Source organism: Acinetobacter sichuanensis (assembly GCF_003024515.2).
GTDB lineage: Bacteria > Pseudomonadota > Gammaproteobacteria > Pseudomonadales > Moraxellaceae > Acinetobacter > Acinetobacter sichuanensis.
This window is the reverse complement of sequence record NZ_PYIX02000005.1, coordinates 37,829-52,309: the sequence shown is the minus strand read 5'-3', so window position 1 is coordinate 52,309 and position 14,481 is coordinate 37,829. Positions and strand designations below refer to the sequence as shown.

Sequence of the window (14,481 nt, the reverse complement as noted above, 5' to 3'; positions counted from 1 at the left end):
TTACTTTTTGTTACGCAATACTATAAGCCATTTTATTTAAACAATTTTTTATTAATTTTAAATAAAAATCATTTAAAAATATAAAGATAAATTATTTTTTTTACCTTTCGTTCTATTTACAAACAAAAAAACATTGATTATGATGATTTACATAAATGATAACTACTTCACAAATTTTACTTCGGTAATCTGTGAAATGTATAAAGAAAACTTACAGCGTGAAAGGGCTTCTATAGTGTGGGATAGAAGCCCTTTTTTTTATCTTGAAATAAGCCGCAAATTTTCATAAAAAAAGCAGATTATTCAATCCGCTTTTTAGCTTATGCTTCAACAGAAATTTCGCCAAATTTACCTTGGTTAAAATCATTAAATGCTTTCATGATTTCAGCTTTGGTGTTCATGACAAAAGGTCCATAACCTTGAATGGGTTCATTGAGTGGCTGACCTGTTAGCACCAAAAATTTCACATCTTGTACAGCTTCAAGTTGGATGTGTGCTTCACCATCATTTGCAAACAATACAATAGAGTTATTTTGTACAGCTTGATGACCATTAATGAGCATCTCACCCTCTAAAACCACAACCAATGTATTGTGATCTACAGGTACATGTACATGTGTTTGATGTCCTGCTTTTAAAGTTCCATCCCACACATTAACTGGACTAAATGTTGATGCTGGACCTGCATGATCCATCAACTCACCTGCAATCACACGCATATGTCCCGCACCATCTTCCAACTCAATTACAGGAATTTGCTGTGCTTCAATCGCCTGATATTTTGGTGCTGTCATTTTGTCTGCCGCAGGTAAATTAACCCAAAGCTGTACCATTTCAAACAGTCCACCTTTGGCAGCAAACTCATGTGAATGAAATTCTTCATGCACCAGTCCTGCACCCGCAGTCATCCACTGTACATCACCTGTTTTAATGGTTCCGCCACCACCATGTGAGTCTTTATGTTCAACTTCACCATGATACGCAAGTGTTACTGTTTCAAAACCACGATGTGGATGTGAACCTACGCCATGCTGTGCTGTGGTCGGATCAAAATGGTAAGGTGCAGCATAGTCCAACAGTAAAAATGGACTGATTGCCTGACCTAAACGATCGTAAGAAAATAGATTTCTTACAGGGAAACCATCACCAACCCAGTACATGTGTTGATTGCGATATACACCGACAACTTTTTTCATTTTATTGCTCCTATCTATAGGGCTTAATATGAATCCATCATAATATTTTTAAAGGTGTGATACTGCTACGATATTGATATTGAGCTTCCTATTATTGAGATAATGATTATTTTCAACCATAAAAATAAAACAAAAAAGTAAAAATAATCACAATTTAATCAAAATATCCTATATTTGAGATAATTCTTCTCATTTTTCATCTTCTTTACACATCATTTATGCCTATACTGAATGCAGTACGAGATTATGTATTCATCATATATCCGTCATATTGACTAAAAAATTTACTTTCTGAGGATACAACAATGGGAAAACAATACGTTCGTTTAGATAAAGACAATGCTGCGGTTTTATTAGTAGATCACCAAACAGGCTTACTTTCATTAGTACGTGACATTGATCCAGATAAATTTAAAAATAATGTATTGGCGCTTGCCGCAGCAGCAAAATATTTTAACCTTCCAACCATTTTAACCACCAGTTTTGAAGATGGTCCAAACGGTCCTTTAGTTCCTGAACTGAAAGAAATGTTCCCAGACGCACCTTACATTGCTCGTCCTGGTCAAATCAACGCATGGGACAATGAAGATTTTGTTCAGGCTGTTAAAGCAACAGGCAAAAAACAACTGATTATTGCGGGTGTTGTTACAGAAGTTTGTGTGGCTTTCCCTGCGCTTTCTGCACTTGAAGAAGACTTTGATGTCTTTATCGTCACAGATGCGTCAGGTACATTCAATGCTCTCACACGTGATGCTGCATGGGATCGTATGTCACAAGCAGGTGCTCAACTCATGACCTGGTTCGGTACATCTTGTGAGTTACACCGTGATTGGCGTAATGACATTGAAGGTTTAGGTGCATTATTTGGTGCGCACATTCCTGACTATAGCAACCTGATCCAAAGCTATGTCAAAAACACTGAGAAAAAATAAATCTGTGTTGTAGATCAATAGCCTTCAACTGAAGGCTATTTTTTTCAAAATAAAAAATATTCAGTCGATGTTATACTTTTTTGCAACTGTCCAAAGCCGAGATCTGTCATGTATTCTTTTGATGATTATTACTATTTTTATCTGGTGGTAAAACATGGTGGATTTAGTGCGGCAAGTGAAGCGAGTAATATCACCAAATCTAAACTCAGTCGTCGTATTTTGGAACTGGAAAGCAAGTTCAATGTCCGTTTGATTGAACGCTCAACCCGACATTTTAAAGTGACCCAACTCGGTGAAGAGTTTTATCAAGCGTGTTGCAAGGTCATTGCAGAAGTGGAATGCGCTGAAAGCGTCCTGCTGCGTCAAAAAAGCGAACCACAGGGATTGATTAAAATCAGTTGCCCTGCCCTGATGATGCATTTTCAGATTCGCCAACTGCTGAATCAGTTTTTAAAAGAATATCCTAAAGTTGAAATTGAACTGGAATTGACCAGTCGTCGGGTCGATCTGATTCATGATGATATCGATCTGGCGATACGTACCAATTTTCAAGCCAATGAAGACTCAAGTCTGATTGTACGTGACGTGATTAAAACTACGCATTGTCTGGTCGCCAGTCCTGAACTTTTAAAAAATCAAAAAGTGGAACAATTTACAGATTTACATCTGTTGCCCAGTATTGTGCTGGGGACTCAAAAACCACAATATCAATGGCATTTACACAACCTCAAACAGCATGAAGAAATTATGATTCCTCTCACGCCACGTATGAAATGCAATGACCTTGCTGGGGTCTATTACGCAGCCAAAGATGGTTTAGGTATTGCAGATTTGCCTTATTTGGCAGTTGAAGAAGATCTGAAAAATGGTGATTTAATTCATGTTCTACCTGAATGGTGTTCCAATATTGGTACGGTGCAGTTGGTGTATGCCTCACGTAAAGGTCAACGTCTGGCAATGGAAAAACTGATTGATCATTTGGTAGAAGGTCTACGTCAGTTGGCAACTGAGCATCGTGGCTATTTGATGTAATTTGATTTGAATTCGTTTTATTGACATACACTGAATAAACATAAAAAATCCAGAAACATGGTTCTGGATTTTTTAAATTTAAATACGATGTTTTAAAGCAGATTGAGCTTAGATTTTACCAATCAAATCAATTGAAGGTGCAAGTGTCGCATCACCTTCTTTCCATTTTGCAGGACAAACTTCACCAGGGTGTGCATGAACATATTGCGCTGCTTTGACCTTACGTAAAAGCTCTTGTGCATCACGACCAATACCACCGGCATTGATTTCAATGATCTGAATTTTACCTTCAGGATCAATCACAAAAGTACCACGATCAGCCAGGCCTTCTGCCTCAATCAAGACTTCAAAGTTTTTTGCCAAAGCCCAAGTTGGATCACCAATCATTGGATATTGGATTTTTTTGATTTCATCTGAATGGTCATGCCATGCTTTATGGGTAAAGTGGGTGTCGGTTGATACTGAATAAATCTCAACGCCCATTTTTTGGAATTCAGCATAATTGTCGGCTAAATCACCCAACTCTGTTGGGCAAACAAATGTAAAATCAGCAGGATAGAAAAATACAACTGACCATTTACCAAAAAAGTCTTTTTCAGAAACTTCGATGAACTCGCCATTTTTATATGCTGTTGCGTTGAATGCTTTAACTTCAGTATTGATTAAACTCATGTCGTATTCCTTCAATTCGTTTCAGGGATTGCTTGTCTGTGAAACCAATATACGAAAGAATTTAAAATCGGTAAAACAGTAGTTTTTAATAAAAATGATCTGTTTTTTAGATCAAATAGACTTTATAAAATAAGATCATTCACAAAATAAGCAGAATATCTGACTGTTTAATTCAAATTGAGATATAAACTTTCTTTTACTTCCTCCATCACAACATAGCTGTGAGAAGAAGCCGAAGCAGGCAATTTTTTTAATAAATCTCCCAACAAACGACGATATGCGCCCATTTCTTTTAAACGTGCTTTGACCAAATAATCAAACTCACCTGAAATAAGATGACATTCTAATACTTCTGGTACTTCAGTTAAGCTTTTCGCGACCTGATCAAAAACATCACCTGATTTTGCAGATAACTTAATTTCTAAAAAAACTAATAAATTACGATCTACAGCAGCAGGGTTTAAACGTGCATAGTAGCCCATAATAATCCCATCACGCTCTAAGCGTTTCACTCGCTCTGAACAGGGTGTTGTAGATAGGTTGACTTTCGATGCCAACTCACTAATTGCGATTCGTCCATCCTTTTGTAAAATGTCTAAAATCATACAATCTATACGATCTAGCTTACGCATCATTTATTTCCTGTTTTTAGATTTTTTGCGAGAAAAACTATTATTTCACCTAAATTATAAGCCTTAAAATAGTGAAATAAACTATTAATTCATCCATATACTAGTGAAATAAACTAGATGATGAAAGGAATGAATTATGCATGTCCTCGTACTTGGAAGTGGTGTTATTGGGGTCGCTAGTGCATATTATCTAGCAAAACAAGGTGCTCAAGTAACTGTCTTAGACCGCCAGTCAGGTCCAGCAGAAGAAACTAGCTTTGGCAATGCTGGGCAAATTTCACCAGGCTATTCCACTCCATGGGCAGCACCAGGAATTCCATTTAAAGCAGTGAAATGGATGTTTCAACATCATGCACCTTTAGCTATTAATATTGATGGCAGCATGTGGCAATTGCAGTGGATGGCACAAATGCTGAAAAACTGTAATCCCAACAGCTATGCCATTAACAAAGAACGTATGACTCGTGTTGCAGAATATAGCCGTGATTGTTTACGTGAACTGCGCAAAGAAACAGATATTCATTATGAGCATCGTTCTAAAGGAACTTTACAAGTCTTTCGTAATGAAGCACAACTCGAAGCAGTACAGCGTGATATTCAAGTCTTAAAAGAGTGCGGTGTAAGTTATGAACTATTAGATGCTGACAACCTTGCAAAAGTTGAACCTGCACTTGCGCATGCAAAAGATAAATTAGTGGGTGGTTTACATTTACCCAATGATGAGACTGGTGATTGTTACTTATTTACCAATGCTTTAGCCAAAGCAGCACAAGACTTAGGTGTAGATTTTCAATTTAATCGCAATGTAGAAAAACTGATTGTAGAAGGCGATGAAATCAAAGGTGTATTGGTAGATGGTCAAATCATAAAAGCTGACCGTTATGTTTTGGCTTTTGGCAGTTATTCACGTGACTTTTTACGTCCTTTAGCACTTGATTTACCTGTCTATCCTGTCAAAGGTTACTCTCTGACACTGCCTATTACTCATCCTGAGTTTGCGCCACAATCTACAGTTTTAGATGAAACTTATAAAATCGCAATTACTCGTTTTGACCAACGTATTCGAGTTGGAGGTATGGCTGAGTTAAGTGGTTTTAATCTCGGCTTAAAACAAACACGCCGTCAAACTTTAGAAATGGTCACACAAGATTTATTTCCAGGTGGTGATTTAGCACAAGCTTCTTTTTGGACAGGTTTGCGTCCAATGACACCTGATAGTACGCCAATTATTGGTGCGACTCGCTACAAAAATTTATTTTTAAATACAGGTCACGGTACTTTAGGTTGGACGATGGCATGCGGTTCAGGCAAATTGATTAGTGACATTGTTTTACGTCATCAACCTGACATCAGTACGGATGGTTTATCACTGCAACGTTATGCCCACGTGGCTTAATCCTTAGCACTTCATACATGGAGCGTATGTTATGCCTCGCCCGATTTATGCCATTATTCACCAAGATGCTTTGGCGCATAATTTAGCAGTTGTTCGCAAAACTGTCCCTAAAAGTAAGGTCTTTGCTGTAGTCAAAGCCAATGCTTACGGACATGGTATTGAACGTGTTTATAATGCTCTTCAATCTGCAGATGGTTTTGCTTTATTAGATTTTGATGAAGCAAAACGCTTACGTGCTTTGGGCTGGCAAGGTTCGATTCTCTTATTAGAAGGTATATTTTCAGCACAAGATTTATTTGACTGTGTTCAATATAATCTAAGTTTTACCTTACATAGTCAGCATCAAATTGACTGGCTATTTCAACATTCCCAAGCGGCTCAGTTTAATGTTTTTCTGAAAATGAACAGTGGTATGAACCGACTTGGTTTTGCCCCTGAACAATATCATGCGGTTTGGCAACAGTTAAAATCCTGTGACAAAGTCCACTCTATTACCCATATGATGCATTTTTCAGATGCAGATGCTGAGCGTTTTGGTCAAAATGGTATTGCCCATCAGTTACACATTTTTGAACAAATCACCAAAGATTTAGCAGGTGAAAAATCATTAAGTAATAGTGCTGCGATTTTGCGACATGCGCATTTAGATACAGACTTTGTTCGTGCAGGCATCATGCTCTATGGTAGCTCACCTGACTTCCCACATCATGGTATTCAAGATTGGGATTTAAAACCGACCATGACTTTAAAAAGCGAAATCATCGCAATTCAAACATTAAAACCGCAAGACACCGTCGGTTATGGTTCGCATTTTCAAGCAGAAAAAACTATGCGTATAGGCATTGTGGCGTGTGGTTATGCCGATGGTTATCAAAGAATCTCAGCCACAGGCACACCTGTTTTAGTCAATGGTCAACGTAGCCAAACCTTAGGTCGCATCAGCATGGACATGCTTGCTGTTGATCTGAGTCATCTCGAAAATGTCGGCATTGGTAGTGAAGTGGTTTTATGGGGCAAAGCACAAACAGGGGAAATTCTTCCAATTGATGAAGTCGCAGCAATGTCAGGAACCATTGGCTATGAATTGATGTGTGCTATTACCAACCGAGTTCATTTTCAAATAGACCAATCCAGTCAAACTTAAGGAAAAGACACAATGAATCATACAGATATTCAATATTTTAACTGTACAGAAGTGATGAGCGCGATTACTGTTTTTAATCAAACTGTCTATTTATCAGGTCAAGTACCCACCGATACAGATTTAGATATTACAGCTCAGACTCAACAAGTGCTTGAAAAAATTGATCAACTTTTGGCTTTAGCCAATACAGATAAATCTCGTTTATTATCGGCTCAATTATTTATTAAAAATTTGGCTGATTTTAACAGCGTAAATGCGATTTGGATTGAATGGCTACACGGCTGCAATACACCTGCACGCGCAACCATCCAAGCCGATTTAGTCAATCCCGACTGGCTCATTGAAATCTCAGTCATAGCAGCGGCAAAATAAATCATAACAATATAATAAAGTGCATGAGCCAACTAGTTTTGGCTCACTTCCACACAGCTTTCTGAAAAATTAACAATATTATTCCATGCTGTTTTTGCGAGTATTTTTTTATAATTTTGTGGTGAAGTTTTGACTTTATTTGACACCCATGCACGACAATAATTTTCTGCCACACCAATAACCAAAGACAATAATAACTCTCGTGGAATATCAGTTAAAAGATGAAATTCTTTCTGTTGTTGGAACCATTGTAATAAATATTGATTACGCAAATGATTACGCTGTTGCAAATCTGGATAAAGTGAACTTTGTTTTAATGCAAAACGAGCTGCATACAAAAAACGGGCAAAGTCAGGATAATCAACTACCCAATCTATATAACTTTCCACAATTGAGATAATACCTTGTTGCATATTTTCTGCTTGCTTTAAAGCATCTTCACGACGCTGTGCTTGGTCGTCTAAAGCTGCAAAAAATAAAGCTGCAACGATACCTTCTTTATTTTTAAAATGATGATAAATTGCGCCAACACTCGCATCTGCCCGTTCACGAATCATTTCAATACTTGTTGTTTCCACGCCATTTTCTAAAAAACAAAGCAAAGCTTGTTTAAGAATTTGACGTTTTAATTCTGCTCGTTTTCCTACATAAATTCGTTCTAATAATTCGATATTTTCCATTAATCTTTAATTCCACCCGCTAACTTTGACCAATTTTAAGCAGAATATGTCTGCCGAGCCAATAACAGAATATTATTCTGTATTAAAATCATCATCTGTATTCAATGAAAATGGGAAATAACAATGAGCCAAGCACTTAAACTATGGAATAGCTTTAAAAATAAACCTGCTGGAAAATGGACATTCTCCAAACTAATCTGTTTAAAAGCACCTTACTTCAGTAGTATTTCACCTGTCTTTGAACAACTTAAACCAAATTATTGCGAAATCAAAATCAAGAAACATCGTGCTGTCCTCAATCATATTGGTACAGTTCATGCGATTGCAATGTGTAATATGGCAGAACTCGCAGGTGGAACAATGACCGATGCCACGGTACCCTCTACACATCGTTGGATTCCTAAAGGCATGACGGTTGAATATCTAAAAAAAGCCAATACCGATTTAGTCGCAATTGCGACGCCTGCCGATGCAAATTTCCAATGGAATCAAGGCAGTGATTATTTGGTTAATGTTGAAGTCAAAGATACAAAAAATGAAACTGTGTTTAAAGCTGTGATCACGATGTGGGTGTCAGCAAAGAAATAATACTCTTCCCGATCTCCTTTGCAACACAAAGGAGATTCTTTAGGTGGTCTACATGATGATGATTTAATTTGTACAAATATTCCGTGCATAATAAGAAAGTTGATCCACCATTTGATAGATTTCTTGCTGATATTCATCATCGTAATAAGACGCTGAGCCATCAATTGCAATAAACATATCAACAAAAATTTCAGCTAATTTTTTTGGAATATGATCCTTTGCTCGATACTCAGCATCTATATCTTTTAAAAGTTGAATCATTTCTGCAAAAAGCACTTCATCCATTCCTTGACGTCCATGAAGTTTAAGTGCGTAATCTAACCATATTTGTATAAACTGATCTATTTTATCCATTTTTTATTTTCTCATTTTCTTGATTTCCCCAATAAAAAAACCCTCTGTATTCACAAAGGGTTTTAATAATGACTTGCTGTTTTAATCAATTAGAACGGAAGATCATCATCTAAATCTGCTGGTGCTTGAGCAGGTGTAGCAGGCGCTGCTGCTGGCTTAGGTGATTGGAAACCTTGGTTTACATTGTTACCTGCATTGCCATAGTTACCTTGGTTGCTATTGGCTTGGTTACCGTAGTTACCTTGGTTGCCCTGATTCGCATAACCGCCTTGATTACCTTGGTTGTTATTAAAACCACCTTGGTTATTGTTGTTAAAGCCACCTTGGTTGTTATTGTTGTTAAAACGAGGTTGGTTATAACCACCGTTTTCACCACCTTCACCACCTTGCTGACGATTTGAATCTAACATTTGCATTTGTTCACCACGAATTTCTGTGGTGTAACGCTCTTGACCATTTTGGTCTGTCCACTGACGAGTACGCAAAGAACCTTCAATATAAACTTTAGAGCCTTTACGCAAATATTGCTGAGCGATTTCCCCTAAACGGTTATGTAGCACAATACGGTGCCATTCTGTTTGTTCTTTTCTTTCGCCTGTGTTTTTATCTGTCCAAGACTCACTGGTCGCAATTGAAAATTGAGTGAGAGACCCACCATTTGGGAAAGTCTTCGTCTCAGGATCACGACCTAGAGTACCTACTAAAATAACTTTATTTACACCACGCATCAGACGTTATCTTCCTATTCGATTCTATGTTTTACTTTATAAGAGTTATGTTTAAATGGCTACCTCTTTACCAAACAAGTGCGTTAAATGTTGTCGCCCAGCATCATCTATTTGCTGTTTATCAACTTTAATATAGGCAACTTGTTGGTCAGACATCACCACGACCTCTTCAATACCACGAATTGTTAATAACTGAGAAGTCCAATCATCGGTTTGTTTATTCTCAGGTAATCGCAATACAATTGATGTTAAATAACGTGGTTGCGCCAGCCCAAAACTAATGAGCAGCCAAATTATAGCAATTGCCGATAAAACACTCCAACCCATTGTCGTATTATTAAGTAAAATTAATTGACCACCGAGTGTTCCACCAAAAAATGCACCTAAGAATTGGGCACTGGCATTGACGCCCATGGCAGTCGCTTTAGATTGAATAGGAGCAGCTTTTGATAACCACGAAGGTAATAATGCTTCCATGACATTAAAAGCAATAAAGAAGAAAGCTAAACCTAACAGTAAGATATATTTAGATTCATAACCAAAAATAAGAATCACCAAGCCTGCAATGATGCCTGCAATGGCAGTCAGGAAAATACCACGCATTTTGCGATATTTTTCAGCCAAAATAATACTTGGAAATGCAAAAAACAAACTGATCACAAGTAAGGGTAAATACACAATGCCATGTTTAGATAATGGAATATCTGCAAAGTTAATCAACTGCGATGGCATATAAATAAACATTGCGGTTAGTAATAAATGCAATGAAAACACTGACACATGTAAACGGTTTAAATCACCCATTTTCAAGACTTGTTTCAGTTGATTGAAATAACCCTGATTAAAATTCTTATGATGACGTGTGGTTTTTGGCACTAAAAATAAAGTCAAAATCGCCAACAAGCCCATCAAGGTCGTAACCCAAAATAGACCTGAAATTCCCACTAAACTGGTCAGCCACGGACCTAAACTAAATGCAACAACAAAAGACAAACCGATACTCATGCCCATGACCGCCATGGCTTTACTGCGGTTTTCTTCACGAGTGACATCAGCAAGCAATGCCATCACCACTGCGGAAACTGCCCCTGCACCTGCAATGGCACGACCAATGATGACACCATAAATAGTTTCTGACATTGCCGCCACAGCACCACCCAGAGCAAATAACAGTAAACCAAATACAATCAGTGGCTTGCGACTAAAGCGATCTGCCCAAAGGCTAAACGGAATTTGTAATAATGCTTGACTTAGACCATACACACCTACGGCTAAACCGATCAGTGCTGGCGTTGCATATTGATATGACTGTCCTGCAACAGCAAAGACAGGAATAATCATGAACAATCCCAACATGCGTAAAGCAAAAATACTACTTAATGCAAAGGTCGAGCGGCGTTCTAAAGGATTCATCATATCTACTGGCTTATCAAAACTGGCGAGCTAATTTGTAGCCACATCATCGCATATTGCAGACGGTGTGGAAACATTGAGCATAAAAAAGGACGCTTTCAAAGCGTCCCTTATTGTAAACATTTTTCTTAAAAAAGAATTAACTTTGCTGTTCAATTCGTTTGTTATATTGGATTGAAGCTAAAACTGCCCAAACAATAAATGCAACACCAATTAAACCTGTAACAACTTCAGGGACATGCAAACCTGTGCCGCTGGCAATCATGATAAATGCTAAAGCACCAATCGCATAATGCGCACCATGTTCAAGATAAACATATGCGTCGAGTGTTCCTTTTTCAACAAGGTAAATCGTCATTGAACGAACGAACATTGCACCAATGGCAAGACCCAACATGATGATAACCACGTCTGAAGTGATGGCAAATGCACCAATGACACCATCAAAACTAAAAGATGCATCTAAAACTTCAAGATAAATAAAGCCACCTATACCTGCTTTAATTGCACCAGTTGGTGCGCCTGAAGCATCATGACCAACGGCATTACCGTCTTCATCAATCTCAGGTTCACCACCCAATAAATGACTAAGGACTTGCACACCTACATACACCACGATGCCCCAAATACCAGCCATTGTCACCACTAAACGTTTTGCTTCTTCGACATTCGCCGCCATAATCAACAATGCAATCAAAGCTAAAAACACTGACATCGCAGGAACATTAGCTAAATGTGCTAAGCGTTTTTCCAACCATGCAAACCAATGCGTATCTTTACCTTCATCCAAGAAAAAGTTAAGAAAAACTAAAAGTAAGAATGAACCACCAAAAGCCGCAATTTCAGCATGATGTGCAATTAAACGTTCAGAATAATCTTTTGGATTATTTAATGCCATATTGACCACTTCCATCATGCCCATATCTGCTGTTGCAGCAACAATCACAATTGGAAAAATCAAACGCATACCAAATACAGCAATCAAAATACCCACGGTTAAGAAAATCATTTTCCAAAAATGATCCCAACCACGTAAGACTGACGCATTGACCACGGCATTATCAAAAGAAAGCGACACTTCCATCACTGCCAAAATTGCTGTGATTGCTAATGCCGTAAACATCGTCTTAATGCCTGCTTCTGGTCCATGGGTAAAGCCCCAATATGCAGAAATAGCAAGACAGACGACCGTAAAGATGATTGAGAAACCAAAATGTTTCCACATGATAGATCGACCTATAAATAAATTTTTATCTAATGATAAATAGAGGACTTAAATAAAATTAAGCTTTATGTCGTAATTATGACAACTTTTTCACACTATTCTCAAATTCTTCGTATGATTTTTTTGAATATTTAAACGAAATTAAACGGATTTTCATGTCGCAAAAAAATTATTATTTGTTATAGTTAAAGCATAATTTATAAACTATTTGGAATAAATTAATGTCTTTTTCTCAAGATGTTTGGCAACGTAATTTAGCGCTTTATGAAAAAACGCTTGCTCTTCCTTTTAACCAAGAACTTGCAGCAGGCACCTTAAGCAAAGCTGCTTTTTGCCACTATGTAATTCAAGATGCTCATTATTTAGTTGCTTATGGACGTGCGCTTGCAGTATGTGGCGCAAAAGCATTTGCAGCTGATGACATTATTCAATTCACTCAAGGTGCCAAAGAAGCCATTATTGTAGAACGTAGTTTACATGATGGTTTTATGAAAGACTTTGGGATTAGCAAAGCAGATTTTGAAAATACGCCTTTGACTTTGGCTTGTCATCACTACACGTCTTTCCTTACTGCAACGGCTTGGTCTGAGAGTTATCCTATTGTATTAGCATCATTGCTGCCTTGTTTTTGGATTTATGCAGAAGTTGGCAAAGATATTGTCAATGCATCTGTGGCAAATAACCCTTATCAAGCATGGGTCGACACCTATTCAGGTGAGCATTTTAATGAAGCTGTTCAAAATGTTTTAGCCACTATTGACCGTATTGCAGCGCGTTGCGATGCTGATACCATTGAAAAAATGCATCAAGCATATACCAAAGGTGCTGAGCTTGAATATTTATTCTGGGATGGCGCTTATCATCAAAGACAATGGTTAAGCCTAGATTAATCAATCATTTAGAATCTATAACTTGATATTTTTTAATCCTCCCTTTGCAAAGCAGTAGAATTTTCATGACTAAAAATTACTTTAGTTAGTGGAAGTTTCTCGCTTTATATGACTAAGTATTCGGGAGGATTTTTTAGAAGTTTATCCAATAATTTTATTGAATTAACAGGTATTAATACCTTGCTATAACTTTTCATCTTTTACGCTGATGCATAATAAAAATTCCAAGCATAAATCAACACAATGGCACTCAACACCCAACACAGAGTAGCGAGCCCTAAACATGACCAAATAGGCACTTTAGGTGCTAACAAATAGACCGCCAATAAATAGACAAAATAAGGAATTAAAGACCACATGCCAAATAATGCGGTTTGCTGTAAAGCATGGCTACCCTTATCTTGAGCGACAATGACATGTGCAATTAGAGCAAAAGTTGGAAACAAAGGTACCAAACCTGCAATATAAAATACCTTGCTTTTTGACAATACAGCGATCAACAAAACAACCACTGCTCCAATCACACATTTTAAAAATAAAGACAGCATGGTTAAGCTGCTCTGCATCGACTTGAAGATATAATTTTACTGTATTTCTTTCATACTGCTACACATCGGCACGAAGCAATAAAATCAAAACTAGACAAAGTCATACAATAATGCCAGAATAAATGATAATAATTATCATTATCAAATCAATTAAGGGTGTGAGGTACAGATGCAAGATCCAACATTAGCAACGGAAGCCATTCGTACATTTTTCACTTTACAATGTTGTTGGCTAAACAATAAAGAAATTTATCTAGAAAAAGGGTGTCAGCATTGCGGTTCTGCTGCAACGTACCTGATTTATTATACAAATACACATATTCAAAAATTGATGTTGGCATTTATTACAAAATTTAATTGCCATCTTACAAAAGGTTGGGACTTACTCGATTTAGATGATTTTGAAGATCAATATTATGATTTTCTACAATTACTTGAAAAGGAAGTTAATTTTTATGCCAGACAACACCATGATATTGCAAGAGTATTTGCATTTGAAGACTTAGATTCTATTTTCGAGCGCCCATATTCGATGGCATGTTAATCGGGCTTTTATAAAACCGAATGATTGATTCTATAGGACATTTTACTGCTCAAACATCATATTCAACAGTAATGACGTTTGAACAGTTTTGTCTTTAACTTGATGAAAAGCTCATTTTATTGAATTTGAAAAATG

17 protein-coding genes are annotated in these 14,481 nt (G+C 37.2%); 8 read left to right on the top strand and 9 right to left on the bottom strand.

Annotated features, from left to right (window positions below):
* Window positions 1–320 precede the first annotated feature (320 nt).
* Window positions 321–1,196, bottom strand: coding sequence for a pirin family protein (locus C9E89_RS04960; protein WP_107007223.1), 876 nt, complete (start codon window positions 1,194–1,196; stop codon window positions 321–323).
* Window positions 1,197–1,501: 305 nt separating this feature from the next.
* On the opposite strand from C9E89_RS04960, the gene ycaC reads away from it, so the two are divergent.
* Both ycaC and C9E89_RS04950 read left to right on the top strand, forming a co-directional pair.
* Complete coding sequence (gene ycaC / locus C9E89_RS04955; RefSeq protein ID WP_107007224.1) at window positions 1,502–2,128, top strand: isochorismate family cysteine hydrolase YcaC; 627 nt, start codon at window positions 1,502–1,504, stop codon at window positions 2,126–2,128.
* Between the two features lie 108 nt (window positions 2,129–2,236).
* Complete coding sequence (locus C9E89_RS04950) at window positions 2,237–3,160, top strand: LysR substrate-binding domain-containing protein (protein ID WP_107007225.1); 924 nt, start codon at window positions 2,237–2,239, stop codon at window positions 3,158–3,160.
* Between the two features lie 108 nt (window positions 3,161–3,268).
* Here C9E89_RS04950 and ahpC read toward each other — a convergent pair whose 3' ends face one another.
* A complete protein-coding gene (gene ahpC / locus C9E89_RS04945) occupies window positions 3,269–3,832 on the bottom strand; it encodes an alkyl hydroperoxide reductase subunit C (RefSeq protein ID WP_107007226.1) in 564 nt (187 codons plus the stop codon).
* 167 nt (window positions 3,833–3,999) lie between these two features.
* Complete coding sequence (locus tag C9E89_RS04940; protein WP_107007227.1) at window positions 4,000–4,464, bottom strand: Lrp/AsnC ligand binding domain-containing protein; 465 nt, start codon at window positions 4,462–4,464, stop codon at window positions 4,000–4,002.
* Window positions 4,465–4,600: 136 nt separating this feature from the next.
* Here C9E89_RS04940 and C9E89_RS04935 point away from each other — a divergent pair, with 136 nt between their 5' ends.
* From C9E89_RS04935 to C9E89_RS04925, 3 genes are read left to right on the top strand one after another with little or no spacing between them, the layout of a single operon-like run.
* Window positions 4,601–5,860: a D-amino acid dehydrogenase gene (locus tag C9E89_RS04935; protein ID WP_107007228.1), complete on the top strand. Its 1,260-nt coding sequence runs from the start codon at window positions 4,601–4,603 to the stop codon at window positions 5,858–5,860.
* Between the two features lie 31 nt (window positions 5,861–5,891).
* Window positions 5,892–7,004: an alanine racemase gene (alr, locus tag C9E89_RS04930; RefSeq protein ID WP_107007229.1), complete on the top strand. Its 1,113-nt coding sequence runs from the start codon at window positions 5,892–5,894 to the stop codon at window positions 7,002–7,004.
* A 12-nt stretch (window positions 7,005–7,016) separates the two neighbouring features.
* Window positions 7,017–7,376, top strand: coding sequence for a RidA family protein (locus tag C9E89_RS04925; RefSeq protein WP_107007230.1), 360 nt, complete (start codon window positions 7,017–7,019; stop codon window positions 7,374–7,376).
* A 32-nt stretch (window positions 7,377–7,408) separates the two neighbouring features.
* On the opposite strand, the gene C9E89_RS04920 is transcribed toward C9E89_RS04925, so the two are convergent.
* Complete coding sequence (locus C9E89_RS04920) at window positions 7,409–8,056, bottom strand: TetR/AcrR family transcriptional regulator (RefSeq protein ID WP_107007231.1); 648 nt, start codon at window positions 8,054–8,056, stop codon at window positions 7,409–7,411.
* A 123-nt stretch (window positions 8,057–8,179) separates the two neighbouring features.
* On the opposite strand from C9E89_RS04920, the gene C9E89_RS04915 reads away from it, so the two are divergent.
* On the top strand, window positions 8,180–8,644 hold the full coding sequence (locus C9E89_RS04915) for a hotdog fold domain-containing protein (protein WP_107007232.1): 465 nt from the start codon (window positions 8,180–8,182) through the stop codon (window positions 8,642–8,644).
* A 63-nt stretch (window positions 8,645–8,707) separates the two neighbouring features.
* Here C9E89_RS04915 and C9E89_RS04910 read toward each other — a convergent pair whose 3' ends face one another.
* The 4 genes from C9E89_RS04910 to C9E89_RS04895 all read right to left on the bottom strand — a co-directional run bounded on the left by C9E89_RS04910 (window position 8,708) and on the right by C9E89_RS04895 (window position 12,364).
* Window positions 8,708–8,998: a hypothetical protein gene (locus C9E89_RS04910; RefSeq protein ID WP_107007233.1), complete on the bottom strand. Its 291-nt coding sequence runs from the start codon at window positions 8,996–8,998 to the stop codon at window positions 8,708–8,710.
* 89 nt (window positions 8,999–9,087) lie between these two features.
* Entirely contained in the window at window positions 9,088–9,726 is a 639-nt protein-coding gene (ssb, locus tag C9E89_RS04905; RefSeq protein WP_107007234.1) for a single-stranded DNA-binding protein, read from the bottom strand.
* Window positions 9,727–9,777: 51 nt separating this feature from the next.
* Entirely contained in the window at window positions 9,778–11,142 is a 1,365-nt protein-coding gene (locus C9E89_RS04900) for an MFS transporter (RefSeq protein ID WP_107007235.1), read from the bottom strand.
* Window positions 11,143–11,278: 136 nt separating this feature from the next.
* Window positions 11,279–12,364, bottom strand: coding sequence for a DUF475 domain-containing protein (locus C9E89_RS04895; RefSeq protein WP_107007236.1), 1,086 nt, complete (start codon window positions 12,362–12,364; stop codon window positions 11,279–11,281).
* A gap of 221 nt (window positions 12,365–12,585) precedes the next feature.
* On the opposite strand from C9E89_RS04895, the gene tenA reads away from it, so the two are divergent.
* The gene (tenA, locus tag C9E89_RS04885) at window positions 12,586–13,254 is read left to right on the top strand and encodes a thiaminase II (RefSeq protein ID WP_107007237.1); all 669 of its coding nucleotides are present in this window, start codon (window positions 12,586–12,588) and stop codon (window positions 13,252–13,254) included.
* A gap of 200 nt (window positions 13,255–13,454) precedes the next feature.
* On the opposite strand, the gene C9E89_RS04880 is transcribed toward tenA, so the two are convergent.
* Window positions 13,455–13,802, bottom strand: a complete 348-nt coding sequence (locus C9E89_RS04880; RefSeq protein WP_107007277.1) for a GlpM family protein — start codon at window positions 13,800–13,802, stop codon at window positions 13,455–13,457.
* 169 nt (window positions 13,803–13,971) lie between these two features.
* On the opposite strand from C9E89_RS04880, the gene C9E89_RS04875 reads away from it, so the two are divergent.
* Window positions 13,972–14,346 carry a hypothetical protein gene (locus C9E89_RS04875; protein WP_107007238.1) on the top strand — a complete coding sequence of 125 codons (375 nt, stop codon included), beginning with the start codon at window positions 13,972–13,974 and terminating at the stop codon, window positions 14,344–14,346.
* The last annotated feature ends 135 nt before the right edge of the window (window positions 14,347–14,481 follow it).

Bases quoted from the DNA above. Each gene is read 5' to 3' on its own strand.
- C9E89_RS04960 (WP_107007223.1), bottom strand. From the start codon at position 1,196: ATGAAAAAAGTTGTCGGTGTATATCGCAATCAACACATGTACTGGGTT.
- ycaC (WP_107007224.1), top strand. From the start codon at position 1,502: ATGGGAAAACAATACGTTCGTTTAGATAAAGACAATGCTGCGGTTTTA.
- C9E89_RS04950 (WP_107007225.1), top strand. From the start codon at position 2,237: ATGTATTCTTTTGATGATTATTACTATTTTTATCTGGTGGTAAAACAT.
- ahpC (WP_107007226.1), bottom strand. From the start codon at position 3,832: ATGAGTTTAATCAATACTGAAGTTAAAGCATTCAACGCAACAGCATAT.
- C9E89_RS04940 (WP_107007227.1), bottom strand. From the start codon at position 4,464: ATGCGTAAGCTAGATCGTATAGATTGTATGATTTTAGACATTTTACAA.
- C9E89_RS04935 (WP_107007228.1), top strand. From the start codon at position 4,601: ATGCATGTCCTCGTACTTGGAAGTGGTGTTATTGGGGTCGCTAGTGCA.
- alr (WP_107007229.1), top strand. From the start codon at position 5,892: ATGCCTCGCCCGATTTATGCCATTATTCACCAAGATGCTTTGGCGCAT.
- C9E89_RS04925 (WP_107007230.1), top strand. From the start codon at position 7,017: ATGAATCATACAGATATTCAATATTTTAACTGTACAGAAGTGATGAGC.
- C9E89_RS04920 (WP_107007231.1), bottom strand. From the start codon at position 8,056: ATGGAAAATATCGAATTATTAGAACGAATTTATGTAGGAAAACGAGCA.
- C9E89_RS04915 (WP_107007232.1), top strand. From the start codon at position 8,180: ATGAGCCAAGCACTTAAACTATGGAATAGCTTTAAAAATAAACCTGCT.
- C9E89_RS04910 (WP_107007233.1), bottom strand. From the start codon at position 8,998: ATGGATAAAATAGATCAGTTTATACAAATATGGTTAGATTACGCACTT.
- ssb (WP_107007234.1), bottom strand. From the start codon at position 9,726: ATGCGTGGTGTAAATAAAGTTATTTTAGTAGGTACTCTAGGTCGTGAT.
- C9E89_RS04900 (WP_107007235.1), bottom strand. From the start codon at position 11,142: ATGATGAATCCTTTAGAACGCCGCTCGACCTTTGCATTAAGTAGTATT.
- C9E89_RS04895 (WP_107007236.1), bottom strand. From the start codon at position 12,364: ATGTGGAAACATTTTGGTTTCTCAATCATCTTTACGGTCGTCTGTCTT.
- tenA (WP_107007237.1), top strand. From the start codon at position 12,586: ATGTCTTTTTCTCAAGATGTTTGGCAACGTAATTTAGCGCTTTATGAA.
- C9E89_RS04880 (WP_107007277.1), bottom strand. From the start codon at position 13,802: ATGCTGTCTTTATTTTTAAAATGTGTGATTGGAGCAGTGGTTGTTTTG.
- C9E89_RS04875 (WP_107007238.1), top strand. From the start codon at position 13,972: ATGCAAGATCCAACATTAGCAACGGAAGCCATTCGTACATTTTTCACT.